Source organism: Nocardioides lacusdianchii (genome assembly GCF_020102855.1).
Taxonomy (GTDB): domain Bacteria; phylum Actinomycetota; class Actinomycetes; order Propionibacteriales; family Nocardioidaceae; genus Nocardioides; species Nocardioides lacusdianchii.
Genome location: NZ_JADHZD010000020.1, coordinates 19,246 through 35,674, shown reverse-complemented (window position 1 = coordinate 35,674; position 16,429 = coordinate 19,246). Strand labels below are relative to the sequence as shown.

11 protein-coding genes are annotated in these 16,429 nt (G+C 66.9%); 5 read left to right on the top strand and 6 right to left on the bottom strand.

Annotation, left to right across the window (positions count from 1 at the left end; genetic code table 11):
- Positions 1–136: 136 nt before the first annotated feature.
- The gene (locus tag IRX98_RS19880) at positions 137–2,092 is read left to right on the top strand and encodes a heavy metal translocating P-type ATPase (protein ID WP_224279736.1); all 1,956 of its coding nucleotides are present in this window, start codon (positions 137–139) and stop codon (positions 2,090–2,092) included.
- Positions 2,082–2,768, top strand: a complete 687-nt coding sequence (locus tag IRX98_RS23660) for a ferredoxin--NADP reductase (RefSeq protein ID WP_224279733.1) — start codon at positions 2,082–2,084, stop codon at positions 2,766–2,768. Before IRX98_RS19880 ends, IRX98_RS23660 begins: the two co-directional genes overlap by 11 nt.
- Positions 2,769–3,365: 597 nt before the next feature.
- Here IRX98_RS23660 and IRX98_RS19870 read toward each other — a convergent pair.
- A complete protein-coding gene (locus tag IRX98_RS19870; RefSeq protein ID WP_224279731.1) occupies positions 3,366–5,798 on the bottom strand; it encodes a site-specific integrase in 2,433 nt (810 codons plus the stop codon).
- Positions 5,791–7,038, bottom strand: coding sequence for a tyrosine-type recombinase/integrase (locus IRX98_RS19865; protein ID WP_224279729.1), 1,248 nt, complete (start codon positions 7,036–7,038; stop codon positions 5,791–5,793). Before IRX98_RS19865 ends, IRX98_RS19870 begins: the two co-directional genes overlap by 8 nt.
- A 77-nt stretch (positions 7,039–7,115) precedes the next feature.
- Between IRX98_RS19865 and IRX98_RS19860 the strand changes: the two genes are divergently transcribed.
- The 3 genes from IRX98_RS19860 (at position 7,116) to IRX98_RS19850 (ending at position 11,552) form a co-directional block, all read left to right on the top strand.
- The gene (locus IRX98_RS19860) at positions 7,116–9,515 is read left to right on the top strand and encodes a helicase-like domain-containing protein (RefSeq protein ID WP_224279728.1); all 2,400 of its coding nucleotides are present in this window, start codon (positions 7,116–7,118) and stop codon (positions 9,513–9,515) included.
- Between the two features lie 193 nt (positions 9,516–9,708).
- The gene (locus IRX98_RS19855) at positions 9,709–10,047 is read left to right on the top strand and encodes a hypothetical protein (protein WP_224279727.1); all 339 of its coding nucleotides are present in this window, start codon (positions 9,709–9,711) and stop codon (positions 10,045–10,047) included.
- 95 nt (positions 10,048–10,142) lie between these two features.
- Positions 10,143–11,552: a hypothetical protein gene (locus IRX98_RS19850; RefSeq protein ID WP_224279726.1), complete on the top strand. Its 1,410-nt coding sequence runs from the start codon at positions 10,143–10,145 to the stop codon at positions 11,550–11,552.
- Positions 11,553–11,642: 90 nt separating this feature from the next.
- Here IRX98_RS19850 and IRX98_RS19845 read toward each other — a convergent pair whose 3' ends face one another.
- The 4 genes from IRX98_RS19845 to IRX98_RS19830 all read right to left on the bottom strand — a co-directional run bounded on the left by IRX98_RS19845 (position 11,643) and on the right by IRX98_RS19830 (position 16,343).
- On the bottom strand, positions 11,643–12,224 hold the full coding sequence (locus IRX98_RS19845; RefSeq protein ID WP_224279725.1) for a ribbon-helix-helix domain-containing protein: 582 nt from the start codon (positions 12,222–12,224) through the stop codon (positions 11,643–11,645).
- A complete protein-coding gene (locus IRX98_RS19840; protein ID WP_224279724.1) occupies positions 12,221–13,144 on the bottom strand; it encodes a ParA family protein in 924 nt (307 codons plus the stop codon). Before IRX98_RS19840 ends, IRX98_RS19845 begins: the two co-directional genes overlap by 4 nt.
- A gap of 458 nt (positions 13,145–13,602) precedes the next feature.
- Positions 13,603–15,807: a hypothetical protein gene (locus IRX98_RS19835; protein ID WP_224279723.1), complete on the bottom strand. Its 2,205-nt coding sequence runs from the start codon at positions 15,805–15,807 to the stop codon at positions 13,603–13,605.
- Between the two features lie 110 nt (positions 15,808–15,917).
- A complete protein-coding gene (locus IRX98_RS19830) occupies positions 15,918–16,343 on the bottom strand; it encodes a hypothetical protein (protein WP_224279722.1) in 426 nt (141 codons plus the stop codon).
- Between the last annotated feature and the right edge of the window lie 86 nt (positions 16,344–16,429).

The window sequence follows — 16,429 nt, the reverse complement described above, 5'->3', positions numbered from 1 at the left end:
TGTTCATGTGTACCGTCGGGATCGAATGAACATCTCTTCATCTATGCCCGCTTCACAGAGCACTCCCCGGACAGGAACCCCAATGTCAGTCATTGAGACAACCACCGCTCCTCGGCCGCCGAAGAACAATCGTCCGGTGCGATCGCCGTTCCTGGCTGCGCTCTCGTTGCCCGAGATCCGGTGGGCCGCGCTCGCCACCGTTCTGTTCGCCGTGGGCGCGGTGGCCCAGCTCGCCGGCGCCCCTGACGTCGTGTGGTGGAGCCTGTACCTGGCCTGCTACGCCGCGGGTGGCTGGGAGCCGGCGCTGGCTGGCTTGCAGGCGTTGCGCGCGAAGACGCTGGACGTCGATCTGTTGATGATCGTGGCGGCCCTGGTGGCTGCGTCGATCGGGCAGATCTTCGAGGGGGCGTTGTTGATCGTCATCTTCGCCACGTCCGGCGCGCTTGAGGCGTTCGCGACCCGGCGTACTGAGGACTCCGTCAACGCGCTCCTGACGCTCGCACCGGAGCGCGCGGTGCGTCTGTCCGAGTCCGGGGACGAGGAGAACGTCGATGCCGGAACGCTGGTCGTCGGCGACTTGGTCCTGGTCCGGCCGGGTGAGCGGGTCGGCGCGGACGGCGAGATCCTCGACGGGGTCAGCGAACTGGATCAGGCCTCCATCACCGGGGAGCCGCTGCCGGTGACCAAGGGTCCCGGGGACGAGGTCTTCGCTGGCACGCTGAACGGGGCCGGTGCGTTGCGGGTGCGGGTGCATCGCGCGGCTGCTGACACCGTGATCGCGCGCATCGTGGCGATGGTCGAGGAGGCCTCGTCGACGAAGGCCAAGACCCAACTGTTCATCGAGAAGATCGAGCAGCGCTACAGCGTCGGCGTCGTGGTCTCCACCCTGGCTCTGTTCACGATCCCGCTCGTCTTCGGCGCCGAGTTCGAGCCGACCCTGCTGCGGGCGATGACCTTCATGATCGTCGCGTCGCCGTGCGCGGTGGTGCTCGCTACGATGCCCCCGTTGCTGGCCACCATCGCCAACGCCGGCCGCCATGGCGTCCTGGTGAAGTCCGCGGTGGCACTCGAGGAGCTCAGCAAGGTTGACCTCGTCGCCTTCGACAAGACCGGCACCCTCACCCAAGGCACACCCCGGGTGGCATCGGTCGTCACGTTCGGTGACACGTCCGAATCAGAGCTGCTGCGGGCCGCGGCCGCGGCCGAACGACGTAGCGAGCACCCGGTCGGTCGCGCCATCGTGGCCGCTGCGCGCGAGCGCAGCATCGAGTTCCCCGAGCCCGACGAGTTCACCTCGACACCAGGCCGCGGCGTGGACGCGACGGTCGAGGGACGATCGGTGACCATCGGCGCCCCCGGCCCGCTGCTGCCCACCGACGAGGGCCGAGCACACGCTGTAGTTGCGGAGCTGGAACGCTCTGGTCACACCGCAGTCGTCGTGCTGGTCGATGAGCGTGTCGTCGGGATCGTGGCACTCACCGACCGCGTTCGAGACGGAGCACAGGCGGCGGTGCGGTCCCTCACCGAGCTCACTGGCAACGAAGCGGTGCTGTTGACCGGCGACAACCAGGCCGCAGCCGAACGCCTCGCCCACAGTGTCGGGATCACCCGGGTCGAGGCCCAACTCCTTCCCGCCGACAAGGTGACGGCCGTGGAGCGGCTGCGCATGAGCGGCCACCAGGTCCTGCTGATCGGTGACGGCGTCAACGATGCACCGGCGATGGCAGCGGCGCACGTCGGGGTCGCGATGGGCCGCAACGGTTCAGACCTCGCGCTGGAGACATCCGACGTCGTCCTGGTCCGCGACGACCTCGCCGCGCTGCCCAAGACGATCGACCTTTCGCGACGTGCGCACCGCGTCGTGAAGGCCAACCTCGTCATCGCTGGCACCGTCATCACCGTGCTCGTGGCCTGGGACATCTTCTGGACTCTCCCGCTGCCACTCGGTGTCGCCGGGCACGAGGGGTCGACGATCATCGTCGCGCTCAACGGACTCCGGCTGCTGCGCAAGTCCGCCTGGCAGAAGGCCGGAACCGGGGCCGTCACGGCGAAAGCAAGTTCATCGCAGGTCGAGACGCACCGTGGCGCATAAGAACGTCGACATCCCAATCGTCGTCCGCGAGGTCCGACCCGAGACCCCCGGCCACCTGTCCCTCGTGTTCGCGCGACCACCGGGCTTCGACTACGAGGCCGGCGACTGGATCGACCTCGGGTTCGACCAGGATCTGTCCGGCGGCAAGACCTACTCGCTGTCCTCAGCTCCGACGGAGGCCGACCTCGTCATCACCTTCAAAGAAGGTCAGAGCGGGATCAAGCGCACGCTGCAGAACGCCCGGGCTGGCGATTCCTATCGCATCACCGCGTTCGGCAACGATTACGCGTTCTCGCTGCGTCAGCACCGCAACAGCGTGCTCATCGCCGCGGGCGTCGGTGTGGCGCCGTTCCGGAGCATGATCGCCGCCATGGCGGACCGCTCCAGCCAGGAATCAGTGCACTTGACCTACCTCAACCGCAGCTCCGACTTCCTGTTCCAAGACGAGTTCGATTCCTGGCGACGGCAGCTCCCAGCCGTCTCGATCGACTACGTCGTCACCCGCGGGATGAAGAGCAAGGAACGCCGACGGCTCCTCACCGAGTGCGTCGACGACTCCGTGCACTACTACTACATCGCCGGCCCTCCGGCGATGATCGAATCCACCGAAGTCGTACTCATGGCCGCCGGCGTCGACCACGACGACATCAGGATCGACTCCTTCGGCGGCTACTAGAAATCGTGGGGAGGTAGCCGTGCTGGTTCTCCGCTTTGATGACGTCGGCGCTTACCCCCTGCGGGTTATCCAGCGGTGACCATCGCCATCACCCGCCTCGAGGCGCCTCGGGGCGACCTTCGTGGCCCCACCCCTAGCATGGTTGGTGATGACCACAGGAACGTCGCGGCGCGGGAGGCGTGAGCCTATCCGTCCGCACGGTCCTGTTCCGCGGTCGCAGCGCTCGCGGGGCGTACCGTCACAGCTCGCTCGTTTTTGGCCCGGTTGGCTGCTGGCCGTCGCAGTGGTCGCGGAAGGATCGCCACCCTGCGCCTAGACGTGCACTAGCAACAGCGGACTGCCGCTTCCGCGTCGAACATGGTCGACTTCGCCGAGCGTCACGCCCGGAGCGCTATCTTCCGCATACGGGTCTCGGCGTACTTGGCCACCGCAAGCGGGGATCGCCCAACGGAAGAGATCAGTCAGCGATCGGATGGACGGGCATGGCAGATATGACTGTGAGCGGAACTCGTGGTCTTGGCCTGACAGTCAGTTGCTGAGGAGGGTGAGCGGCATCGGCGAGTTCTGCGGCGTCGCCGCGGCCGAGCTCGAGGCTGGTCATGCGGGTGCTCCGATCGTGGGCATGCCGAGGACGGCAAGGGTGTCTCGGTCCTTGTCGAAGTGGGCGAGCCGTTGGGTCTCTGCGCGTTTGTCGACAAGGAAGCGCAAGGTGAGGTCGATGCCTTCGAGTTCCCCGAGCCACCCTTCGGTCTCGGCGTGTGCGCGGCGGGCGAGCAGGTCGGTATGGATTTCGTCGAGCCGGCCGATCATCTTGGGGTCGACGTGCAGCATGGGACAGCGGATGCAGGCGTGTTCGTGTTCGCAGGGAGTCGCGTAGGGGCGGCCGCATTGGCCGAGCTCGACCTTGCGTTTGTCGAAATGCTCCTCGAACTCGGCCCATTCCTGGTCGGTGGCGGGACGGTAGTCGCCAGCCGGGCGGGCGGCGCGGCGGTTGGCGAGGTGGGCCTGGTAGTGGCGGATGACGTCCTCTTGGAACACCGTGACGTAGCCGTGGAAGGTCTGGACGTCGAGGTGGCCGAGCAGCGCGGCACCGATGTGGATGGGTAGTCCGTTGTTGGCCAGGTCGGTGGCGAACAGGCGACGGAAGTCGTGTGGGGTGAACCTGATTTTCGCCAGTTGCGCGTTCTGTTCGACCAGGGTCTTGCTGAGTCGGATCAGCATGGTGCGTAGCGCTGAGGGGGTGATGACCTCGGTGCGCTGGCCGATGGTGCGTTGGAACAAGAAGGGCTGTGGTTCGCTGGTGACGTGCTCGTGCCGGTCGTAGCGGGTGGCCAGCGGAATGCTCGGACGGTCACCGGTCAGGCGTCGGATGATCATGGCGATGACGTGGAACAGCTCGGCGGTCATCGGGATCACGCGTTCCCGGTCGCTCTTGGACGGGGCGATGACCAGCAGCGCGATCACTTCTCCGTTGGGTCGGATGTATTGCCGGATGCTGAGCTGGGACAGCTCGAGCATCTCTTCGTTGCGGACGCCGGTGTGGCGCAGGGTCTCGATGCAGGCCCACGTCCAGAACGCGGCGTCCTCGGCGTCGGTGAGGTTGATCGTCGTGCCGGTGTGCTCGTCGTGGACCCGTACGTTGGCGGCGCCGTGGTAGCGCTGATGGCGGGCGTCGCCAGCGCTGAAGATCCTGGTGTAGTGCCGTCCGTCGAGGACCAGAGGTTGCCCGGCCTCGGCGTCGGCCGCGGCAGTAAGCAGTGCGGCGAGGTGGTCGCGCCGCTGCTCGGCCGCGGCGATCAGGACCGGCAGCAACGGCTGCAGGGTCCGGGTTCTGTTGTCCGTGCGTTCCTTCGCGCGTCGGTTTGCCTGGGTTCTGGCGCGCCCGTCACGGCCGCTGATCGGGCAGGGCGCTGCCCAGCGGGCCCACTGCTCGGGTTCGTGGGTGGCCCAGCCTTGGATGTCGAGGTAGAGGGCACGGACGTTGGTGACGATCCCAGGGGCGCCCAGTCGTGGCTTCCCGTCGCGACGGACATCGACCGCGGCCCGCCACGCCTGGTAGGTCTCCTCGGACAGGGCAAGGTCGGCCTGGGTGGGATTGATCGTCTCGATCTCGCGCCAGAAGATGTCGCACAGGTCCCGGGCAAGCCCCCGCAGGGTCGAGTAGTCCAAGTCGTGGCTGCGGCGGGTCAGGTAGCGCGTCAACATCTCGGCCACGTCCTGGTTGTCAAGAGCGTAGGAGTCGACGAGCTGGGCCGGTGTCATCGCCGGGGCGCGCATCGCGCCGCGCAGCGTGGCGGGGACACTGCGCGGGAAGTGCCCGGACTCGTGAAGCACCTGCCAGGCGAGGTGTCCGATGTGGTGCTCGTAGCCGGCGCCGTAGCGTCCGCGGCGTGTCTCGACCGCGTGGTGCAACAACCCCTCTGCGGTCAGGTCGGCCAGAGCGATGCCTTGGGTGGTCAGGGCGCCGGCGACATCCAGCCGTGCACAGCGCTTGTAGTGCGGCGAGGTACTGGCCTGATTGGCAAGTTCCACGAACCGGTCTAGATCTGGATCGGCTTGGGCGGCCTCGAAGAACTGGAAGTAGTGCTTGAACCGACTCGCGCGGAACGCGGCCAGTGAAGGGCGGATCACTCGCAGACAGAACAGCACCTTCAGCGCGTGGCCGGCGTGCTCTCGCTGCGTCGGAAGCGCGAAAAGGTCACGAACCTCGGTGGTGCCGGCGTCCAACCCGGACGCGAGCCACCGCTCCTGCCAGGTCTGTCCCGGTTGCTCGGCCAGGAGCGTGAGCAGGGCACGCAGTCCGGTGCGGCGTTCTGAAGAGCGCGACTTGGTGACCGGCCAGACCTGATCGGCGGTCGCTGCGATCTGTTCTGCGGTCGCATTGTCCAGATTCCCATGGGGGCGCGGTGGCACCGACGGGGCCGGGGACGGCGAGGGGGTGATCACCTGCCGGATAGTCAGCTGCCGGCGCGGGCGAGCCGGCGCTTCGGGGCGCAGCGCGCGTTGCTTGGTGTGTCGTCGCTCAGCCATGGAACTCTCCCGTCGACTCAGCCATCGAACTCGGCCCGAATACCGTCTTGAAGTCGGCGTCGTCGTACCCCGGCGATGGCGTGGTTGCCGGTCGGGGTGCGGCGTAGTGCTGCTGCAGTCGGTCGAAGACCTCCTCGACCCGGGGCCGCAGGTACGGGTCCAGGGAGGTCACATGCTGGTGCCGGGTGACCGTCATGACGTCCTCAAGCGTCAGGTTCGGGTCGGCGATCATCCGCTCGATCGTGGTGTGCCGCAGATCGTGCAGCGTCCAGTCCGTGCCCAGCAGATCGTTAGCGCGTTGCAGGACCCGCCGTGCGGCGAAGTACGACAGTTGCCGTGGTTGGCCGCGTAGCGTGCGCCAGATGACCTCGTCGCCGGCGGGTGTGCCGCGCTCGTCGAAGTACACGGCCAGCAGCCGCAGCGCCTCTGGCGAGGTAGGCACCGGCTGTAAGGCGCGGGTGCCCTTGCTGATCACCCAGAGCTGTTGTCGGGTCCAGTCCACCCGGTCGCCGGTGACGCCGAGCAGTTCGCTCGCCCGCGTGCCGGTGGACAGGAACAAGGCCAACAACGCCCGGTCGCGGCTGTGGCGCATCGCGGCGAGCAGTTCGTCGGCCAGCTCGTCTGGGAGCGAACGCGGGACCAGCACCGGCGGCTTCTGTCGCAGCGGCGCGCGGCGGTGCTCCGGGCGTGGTTCGAGCGGGCTTCGGTGCGCCAAGCGTGCGCGGCGAGTAGAGCTCGCCGGCACCGGGTTGGTGACCGGGCCACGGCCGAACTGGGCGTGGAAGCTGTAGAACGAGGACAGCACTGACAGGGCGTGGTTGATCGTCGCCGGTGCGTAGCCCGACCCGAGCTCGCGCTTGCCGGTGCGATGGTTGACCGACCCCTCAGACATCGCCGCCGACGTCGATGTCGAAGGGTTGCGGTGACGTTGCGGGTTGTCGGCCGATCGCATCCAGCCGACCAAAACCTCGACATCGGCGCGCGACGCGCGCTCCCAGTCGACCCCCAGCACATGCAGCAGCCGCCACCAGCGCAGCAGATCCTGGGCGTAGGAGCGCGCGGTCAACGGGCTCATGTCGGTGAGCATCAGGTCCCGCAAGAACACCGAGAACGGCTCGACCTCATCGCCTTGCTCGTCGACGACCACGAACGGCAACGACGTCGTCGTACCGGCACCAACCGACCCGATCCGCGGAACCTGCCTGCCCCCGTCGAGCAACGCCTGTCGTACCTCGTCCACTGCATCCACTTCCGCCGCAGCCCTCGACCGGGGCCTCCCGGTGGTGCAGTCAACAGGACCAGTTCTCCCGAGAGTGGTTGCAGGCCTATCCCCAAGCCCGGATTCTGACGTGTGGCACCGACGACCTGGCCAAGGGGAAACGCCAGCTGTTCGTCGCCCGGGCCGCAACGGGTGAATGGGATGCGGTGATCTTGTCGCGCTCGGCGTTCGAGAAGATCCCGGTCTCGACCGCGACCGAGCAGGCCTACCTCGACGAGCAACTGGTCCAGTTGCGGATGTGGCTCGATGCGTCCAAGGACGGACGGGGCTTGTCGGTCAAACGTCTCGAGGGCACCCTGGCGCGCGCGGAGGAACGACTCAAAGCGCTACGAGATGTTGAACGGGACCCGGCGATCACGTTCGAGGCCACCGGGATCGACTACGTGTGCATTGATGAGGCTCACGGCTACAAGAACCTCCGGCTGGCCTCCAACATCCCCGGCGTGGCGGTGGAGGGGTCCAACCGGGCCACCGATCTGGACTTGAAGCTCGCCTACCTGCGCGGCCGGCACGGGCGCAGGGTGGCCACCTTCATGACCGCGACCCCGATCGCGAACTCGGTGGCCGAGGCCTACACGATGCTGCGCTACCTGGCACCCGGCGACCTCGACGACGCCGGGTTGAGCGACTTCGACACCTGGGCCGCGACCTTCGGCCAGGTCGTGACTGACCTCGAGCTGAACCCCTCGGGGACCGGGTTCCGCATGAAATCGCGGTTCGCACGGTTCAACAATGTCCCCGAGCTACTGCGCCTGTGGCACCAGGTCGCCGACGTCAAGACCGCGGAAGACCTTGACCTGCCCACCCCCGATCTGATCGGGGGTGCGGCCCACACGGTCGTGGTGCCGCCGTCGAGTGAACTCATCGACTTCATGGCGATCCTGGCCGAACGCGCCGACGCGGTATCGAACCGGCGAGTCGATCCCACCGAGGACAACATGCTCAAGATCAGTGGCCACGGCCGGGCCGCGGCCCTGGACTTGAGACTGGTCGACCACCAGCTCGACGGCCTCGCCAGCTTTCTGGACCGAGAGCCTTCCAAGGTCGACGCGGTCGCCGACCGGGTCTCGACGATCTTCCACGACACCGCCGACGTCGCGTTCGGAGACGACCCTGAGCCGGGTGCTTTGCAGCTGGTGTTCTGCGACCTGGGCACCCCCACCGGGGCCGGGTGGAACGCCTACGAAGAGCTCAAGGCTCAGCTGGTGGCCCGGGGTGTCCCCGGCGGCAAGGTGCGGTTCATGCACGAGGCCGCCAATGACCGCGCCAAGGCCCGGTTGTTCGAGCAAGCACGCACGGGCCACGTCGCCGTGTTGATCGGCTCGACCGAGAAGATGGGGGTGGGCACCAACGTGCAGCGCCGCGCCGTGGCGCTGCATCACGTCGACTGTCCCTGGCGGCCGGCCGATCTGGCCCAGCGTGATGGGCGGATCATGCGCCAGGGCAACCTCAACGAGGAGGTGCAGGTCTTCCGCTATGTCACCGAGTCGTCGTTCGATACCTACCTGTGGCAGACCGTGGAACGCAAGGCCAAATTCATCAACCAGTTGATGCGTGGCCGGCTCGATGTGCGCGAGATCGAGGACATCGGCGACTCGGCCCTCTCCTACGCCGAGGTCAAGGCGCTTGCCTCGGGCGACCCGCGGATCATGGAGTTGGCCAAGGCCGAGACGGACGCCACCAAGCTGGAGCGTCTTGAGCGTGCCTGGAGTGCGGCCCAGCGCAGTCTCAAGGCCACCATCAACGCAGCCGCTCCGCGTTTGGAGGCGCTGGCTGAGCACCGCGACCAGATCCGGGCCGCGATACCGCAGCGCCGCGACACTGAGGGTGACGCCTTCGCTATCCGCATCGGTGAGCGCACGTTCACCAAGAGAGCTGATGCGGTGCCCGCACTGCAGCGAGCCATCGTCGCGGTTCAGGCCTACCAGCGTGATCCCGTCTCGCTGGGTGAGGTCGGAGGGCTCGGATTGCAGGTCCGAGCCGATGCGTGGCTGCAGACTCCGCGCTACGTCGTCTCACTCCGCGAAGTGCCCCAGGTCACCCTGGTCGTGGAAGCCGGCGATCTACGCGAACCCAGCATGGGGTTGCTCACGCGCGTCGAGAATCTGCCGCGGCGACTGGAGCGCGAGCTCGTCGACGTCGACATGGACACCACCAAGATCACCCGAGAGGCCGAGAAGGCCCGCGAAGGCTTGGTCGAGGTGTTCCCGCGTGCGGCCGAGCTCGCTGCTGTACGCAGGACACGGGATCGGCTCGCTGCCGAACTGGCCGCGGTGAACACCGATGAACCGCCGGAGCACACGCACGTAGGGGATCCCGAGCCCGAGAACCCCCAGTCGGGTTCACGTCCGGCCCTGGCCCCTCCCCCACCGCTGGCCACTGCACCTCACCATGGGCCCGTCGATGCCCGGCGAGCCGGCCCGGGGTGGTCGCGATGACCGGCACCCTGCCCCGGCTCCGCCGGCGAACGGCCGCTGCTCCTGGGCTGGCCAGTTCTTCTCCACAAGCTCGACGACCATCGGGTTCCTCCCCGGCCGCACGCTGCACCCGTGCGGACGTGGTGCTCATCTGCTCCACTGGCTAGCGGGGATTGACCCTGCTCCCCCCCCCCTTGAGAAAGGCATCCCACTCATGGCCGCTTCACCCCCAAATGGCTCCAGCACCTTCGATGACTCCGCGGAGTTCGTCGGCGCGGTCTCGCTGCTGGCTGCCCTCGAGGCTGATACCGCCCACCCGGGCCACCGGGCGGTGCTCCCCTACCTGGGTATGGCCCGTGCCGAACTGACTGACTTCGGACAACGACGTCCCGCTGTCCTGGTCCCGGTAGACGTGGAGGACCTCGCGGTGGGCCTGCGTGACCTCGACGAGCAGCTGGCCCTCATGCGGGCCCACTCCCCCGTGCTGCAGCACACGCTCCGTATCGACGCCGCCCGCCGGTTCTTGGGCCGCGGCCGCGCAGCGCTGGACTGACAACTCAGTCTGGCCGGTGTCCGATCCACTGACGCGGCGGTTGCTGTAGCGGGTATGACTCGGAACCGCTCTGGCGATCGTTCGCGGACCAGGCGATGAACGTCACCACCTACGGCGACCACGCCGAGAACGCCGCACGCGCGTTGAACGCGCTCATCCAGGTTGACGACATCCCCGTCGACGCCGAGGCCGTTGACCAGCTCCTGCATTGTCGAGAAGCTATCGGCAATGCGTTGCGTCAGCGGCTCTACGACGTCGGACAACAATCCAGCTTCCCCCCGGACGATCATCTTCCGGCCAAGCGTCCGAAGCTCAAGCTCGGTGACCTCGACCAACACCTGGCGACTCTGGTCGACAACATCGCCTTCGCGCTCCCCTGCCTCCCTCTCGATGAGAACCGGCCCCACGCCGAGGCCCTCTCCCCCGCCTCGAGCGACAAAACTGTCGAGCTGTGGCGGAGCGCCGCGATCGAGATGCTGTCGGCCTCCCACGCCCTGTCCGCTGCCGCCGAACAGCCCTGGACCACCGAGCCCGGTGCTGGTTGGTGGGTGATGCGCGACATCGCCACCAGTCTCGAAGCGCTGGTGGTGTTGGACGCGAGACTCGACGAGGTCGGGCTCCTCAACTCCCATCACCGGCCGAGCTTCTTCATGGGCATCGACGAGAAGCGCATGGTGCTCTCCCAGGCCGCTCGGGTGGCCACGTGGCATGCCACGACCGCCAGTCCCGACGAGGCCACGCCGCGGCCCATCAGGACCGCTTCAGCCACGCTGGTGCGACCTGTTGCTCTCGTCTCCGAGCCCGGCGACATCGCTCGAGCCCAGGGCCGTCTTGCACGGTTCCTCAGGCCCATGCACGCCCACGACGCGTTCTACGACGGTTCACCCGAGATCACCGCCGATGCGGCACGCCAGATCACCGCGAGCCAACTGTTTCTCTGTGATGCCTTCGCTCGTGCCGCTGACCGCAACACTGGCATCTCAGGCTTCTCGGGATTCTTCGCCGATCGGGCTGAGGTGCTGGCGGCGTTGCAGCCACGGATCGCACACCTAGTCGATGTGCGTGATCACCCCGAGCCCAACATGCGACGGTTATGGCAGCAGGCCGAACTCACCACCGCGGTCACGCGCATGCTCGACCATGACGGCGACCTCCGGCTTGGGCCTACGCAGATGCTCGAGTTGGCCCGGACCACCCACGCCGCCACCCAGAATCTCGGCAAAGCGCTCCGACGAGAGGTACTGCGCACCAACACCAACCTCGTCGACGCCAACCCGCGCTACGAGGGCGGCCCACGGCGAGTCGCCCGACGCTCGCCTCTGGAGACCACGCTGACCGATCTGGTCAACATGCCGTCCCCCAGTGAGCCGGCCACTCGATTCGCCCATTCCCTGCAACGAATGGCACTTCAGCAGTCCCTGAGCCTGACGCCGATCGTGTCCGCGAGGACTCCATCGCCCTTTCCCGTGGCCCGCCCGGCGACCTTTGGCGCGCCACAGTTCTGAGCACCATCGACCTTGACCTAGCGCCGGGTCCACGGCTCCGGCCAGCGGCGGCCGCGGCCACAGCTATTCCTGGCAGGACCCACGCGCTCCTCAGCCGGCCAAGCAGTGGCGCAGCGCCACCCGCACGAGTTGACTGCGGCTGCTGGCTCCGCTGCTCTCAACCAGGGCGTCGATGATCTTCATGTTCGCTTCTGCAGTGTCGAAGCTGATCGTCGTCCGCTTGCCCACGACCGTTCTCGTCGCGCTTGTCACGGGGAACAGGTCGTTGCCCTCTATGCCGGCGTTGTCGGCCTCGACGAGGTCCTTCAGCCTGTGCCGGGTTGCTGCCAGGCTGTTCAAGATGAGCTGGACCTGGGAGATCTTGGGTGTGTTCTTTCTGCGTTCGGTAAGGAGATCAACGATGTCCTGCGGGAGGCTCAGTGTCGTCCGCTTCATCCCGCCGGTGGCGTCCTGGGACTTGGTGCGCGCCGGCTTCTTTGTTCTCGGTTCCTTTGGGGTTCGAGGTGTCGGCGCATCTGGTGCCGTGGTCTGCTCGGACGTCGTGGCCCTCGTCATGGGTTCGACCGAGGCCGCCCGCTTCTCAGGCTCGCTGCGTCGTTTGGGCGGCAAGGCGTCGAGGCGTCCCTTGACCAGCCCGAGTGCGGGTGCCATTGGGGTTCGCTCCTCGCTCATGCCGTCGCCGCCTGGTTTTGCGTGGCTTCGGCTTCCTCGGCCGCCCCGATGCGCTTGAGGAGTTCGTCGGTGAGCAGCACGTAGTCCTCGGCGAGGGCTGGTGCCGAGCCGGCGATGCGGGACTGGCTACGGCCTTCCTTGAGGGCCTTCCAGTACGGCTCGGCGTTGTGGACGACCTCTGCCAGCTCGTAGATGAGTTTGCCCTTCTCTCGCCCGTCGTCTGCGGCGGCCTCGGCGTGGCGGATGATCGACTCGAACAGGAGGGTGGAGTCTCCTAGGACGGTCCGGACGTCCTCTGCAGCGAAGCGGCGGCGTACGGTGGCAGCCGATCCCATGCCGAAGAGCACTGCACCCAGAACGTCGATCTCGGGGTTGACCTCGCGAATCGCGACGACCTGCTCGGCGAGAACACTGAGGCCCTTGATGCTGGCTCGGTCCGACTTTGTCGGGATCACGATCCAACGAGCTGCCGCAAGTGCCAGCTGTACGAGGGCGGAGCGACGTGATGGCGGTGTGTCGATGATGATGAGCGCGTAGTCGTCTTCGATGCCGCGCAGTGCGTCGCGGAGGATGGTGCGGCCTTCCAGTCCACGGCGTTGGCGGGCCAGCACGATCTCTTCGAGCTCGTCGAGCTCGCTGCCGCCGGGGATGACGTCGAGGTTGGGCCTCACTGCCTCCAGGACCGGCGCCAGGGACTGCTCTCCGTTGAAGAGGGTCTTGACCAGGTACTTGCCGTTGTCGGCTGCGGGGCTGTCGGCGTATCCGAGGTCGTAGCCGAGGTTGGCCTGAGAGTCCAGGTCGATCAGCAACGTCTTCATCCCGGCCTGGGCTGCGAGCCCCGCGACGTTGGCGGCGCAACTCGTCTTGCCGGTTCCACCTTTGCCGGTGGCGAAGACGACTACTCGAGACAGTTCGCTCATGCGAGAGATTCTGCACGTCCCCGGTGTCGGACCCGTTACGACACGCTTACGTGCCCCGTGTGTTTTGGGTATTAGGCCCGTAGGTGTGGACTACCGGGCTCGTACGTTCGCGCGTAGGGACTCTCGTAGCGGGGAGCGTACCGAGGCCGTAGTTCTCCGTTGTGATTGGCATATCGGTGGAGTACGTGTGGTTTGCCGTGTTTGGTACGGCTCCCGTTAGCGCGTGGGCTATGTGTCCGGTACCGGGGTGCCTACCGGCGCGTTACCGGACGGATAGCGGAGAACGCCAGGGCGCCTGCTCTATGAGGACTGAGGCTTGGTCGGGGGTGATGCGGGATCTCCGCAGCACACTAGGAGGGCTGTCAGAGACGTTCTGACGCCCTTGTGGCTCGTCGGCGAGCCCGGGGTCCGTCGACGGGGAATGACGGGCCCCAGAGACGCGTGTGGTGCATGGGCTGTCATCCCGCTGCTCGCGTGGCCAGGGCAGCTGGATGGGTGAGCTCGAGTTGCCGTTCCAGGAAGAGTTGATCTCGGATCTGGACCGAGTCGCCCCAGGGCGCCTCCTGTGGCGATGGCACTGCGGTGGGAGCGGGAAGCCCGAACTCGGCACGATGTCGTGCCCAGGCTGATACCGCCAGGCCGCGCTCCTCGCGCCCAAGCTTCTCGAAGCGGGCCCTGCGATCGAGGGATCTTTGCAGGAATGCGTCGGGCGAGAGACTGTTCATCCAAGCCTGGTGGTGTTCGGACTCTTTGCCTCCAGCCGCGATCCGCGAGCGTGCAAGCCTCGCCTTGACTTGGGCTTGCTTGCTGATGGTCAGCTTCTCGAACGTCGCGCCCCAGCGCGCTCGACGCTGGCCCCGTTCCGCTGGGGACAGCTCCTCCCACCAGGCCCGCTCCTTGGCCTTCTGTGCCTTGAGTGCGCGAGCTCGCTGCGCCGACCAGTCGGAGGTTTGCTGACTCCGGTATGCCGCGCGCTCGGCTTCGATCTGGGTTTCAAGGCGAACGTAGGCCTGCTGGGCACGTTCTTCGACGCGGACGGAACGGGGGCCGGCCGCGGCGCACCAGTGTCCTTGTTCGTCGACGCGCGCCAAGCCGGCCTGGGCCAGCGCGATCGCCGCTCGTCGCGCTGCGGCGAGGTTGCTTCGGGTGGGGGCAGTGTCCCTGCTGTTCACCAGGCCGGCTTCAGTAGTGAGTTCGGGCAGGGGCAGGGGGGTCTCTTGCGCCAGCAGGGTCCGCCAGAGGGTGTGGGAGGCGCGGGGGAGGGTTTGCCAGAGGCCGCGAGGGGTGGGGGGTGTGTGAAATCTAGGTGGGGGGATTTGGCTGCACGCCTCGACGGCATCGATCTCGAACTCGAAACTGGTCGAGTCCCGTTCGCTGTAGGACAGGCAGTCGGTGTGGAGTCGCCCGATCGTGCCGTTCATCAGCCGGAGTGCGACTCGGATGGTCTTGCGGTCCGTGATCCCGGTGTCTTTGACTAGGTCGCGTTCGGGGCATGGCACCCGGAGTGACGTGGTGGCGAGCATGCGGTCAAGAACGTGGTGCCCGACCAGGAGGAGTGCCGGGCGTGATCGCGGCGTTTGGGTCCACATGAGGTCCCTGAGTTGGCCGCGTGCGGCGGCGATTGCGGCAGCGATCTGAGCGGATGGCTGTCGGGGGGACTGTTGAGCGGGTGTGGGGGAGAACGCCTCGGCGGCTTCGACCGATGGGTTCCACACGTAGGTGGTCCACCATTCGCGACCTCGTGCTCGAGCCTTCACCATGGCAGCGGGGTGCGACTCACGGATCAGCTGCCAGGCGAGGTCAGCGTCGCCGATTGCCCACACCAGTTCGCGGGTCAGGCCGAGTTCAGGCAAGGAGAGGGTGCCGTCGACTGGCCGGTAGCTACCGAGGGCTGATGTGTCCCCCGTGAGCAGATAGCGGCGCCACTGGGGGCTGATGTGGCGTCGGTGGCGTTGGAGCGTCAGCGCAGCGACGTCAGCGCCGGCGTGCTGGGTTGATGTTCGACGCTTCGGTGGGGCTTTGCGGCGTGGTGGCCGCCCGAGAACGAGTTCGGGTGCGTGGGGGAGAACCTGCTTGAGCCGGCGGAGGGCGTCTCGCAGGTCTCCGGTCGGCCGTGTGACCGCACCGGAACGGTGCGGGGAGGACAACGGGCGTACGGAGGTACGGGCGTTGAGGTCGTTGTGGGTCAGACCCAGTTCGTCGCGCTTGGCCGCCACGAACTCCTTCACCTCGTCGCATCGCGCGCGGGGAGCGGTGAAGATGTGAAACCGGCCGTCGGCGCCGCCTGAGGGTCGCACCAAGTGCCAGATGTCGCTTCGCTGGAGCCAGTCGACGATCTCGTCGCGGATCAGATAGCCGAAGTCTCCGGGTTGGTCGATGTCGACGGCGAGTGCGCCTTCACGCAGCCGGCCGAAGATGGCCGTGACGTTGCCCTTGCCGACGAGCCCGATCCCGGCCTGGAGGGATGGGATCGCGATCGGCAACCTGTCGTTGCTCGAAGAGCCGAGGGCGTGCCATTCGGTGGGGGAGAAGAGCCATTCATCGAGCGCCGTCAGGGCTTGGGCAGGCGACACCGCAGTTGGGCGTGAACCAGCCGACACGGCGGAAACGCCGTCGACTTCTTCGGGGTCGTTGGAGCGCGACGATGTTAGAGTGGGCAGCACGAAGCCATCCCAACCATCTCCTTGCACAGAGAACTGGGGCTTTGCTTTTCCGAAGGGCGACCGTTGGCGCGGTCGCCCTTCAACATTCTCGGGGTCCTGCCCCGATCGCGTCAGACGGCGATGTCGAGCATCCCCTGTCCTTCAGCGATGTAGGCGTGCATCTCCTCGATGTCGTACTGCTTGAGTCCTTCGCCTAGTAGGTACTCGAGGACGTCCTGGTAGGTGCGGCCAGTCGTCGTGGCGAGGTCGAAGATGACCTCGGCTTGGGCCATCGGCAACTGGAACTTGAGCGGCTTGCGCTCTCCCTTGAACGGGGTGAAGGTCGACAGCTTGGTGACCAGCTCGTCTCGGCTCACGCGGAGGGCGTCAGCCGTGACGGCCTCGGCGACTTCCCCGTAGGGGCGGTCGTCAGTGACGTGAGCGATGAGTTGGACGTGGCCGACCTTCTCCGGTGAGAGTTTGACAAGGAAGCCGTGGCGCTTGCCCTTGGAGGGTCGCCCGGCAGGCTTTCGCTTCATCGCGCGCTGGGTATCCATGCTGGAGATATTGCCGCAGGGTTCGCTTGCCACTCCGACGCCACGCCGAGGAGATTTCTGGAAATGTCTCCGAGGGCCATCAGCCC

Excerpts from the sequence above, each read along its gene's own strand:
- IRX98_RS19840 (WP_224279724.1), bottom strand. The coding sequence starts at position 13,144 with ATGAGCGAACTGTCTCGAGTAGTCGTCTTCGCCACCGGCAAAGGTGGA.
- IRX98_RS19845 (WP_224279725.1), bottom strand. The coding sequence starts at position 12,224 with ATGAGCGAGGAGCGAACCCCAATGGCACCCGCACTCGGGCTGGTCAAG.
- IRX98_RS19855 (WP_224279727.1), top strand. The coding sequence starts at position 9,709 with ATGGCCGCTTCACCCCCAAATGGCTCCAGCACCTTCGATGACTCCGCG.
- IRX98_RS19870 (WP_224279731.1), bottom strand. The coding sequence starts at position 5,798 with ATGGCTGAGCGACGACACACCAAGCAACGCGCGCTGCGCCCCGAAGCG.
- IRX98_RS19850 (WP_224279726.1), top strand. The coding sequence starts at position 10,143 with ATGAACGTCACCACCTACGGCGACCACGCCGAGAACGCCGCACGCGCG.
- IRX98_RS19830 (WP_224279722.1), bottom strand. The coding sequence starts at position 16,343 with ATGGATACCCAGCGCGCGATGAAGCGAAAGCCTGCCGGGCGACCCTCC.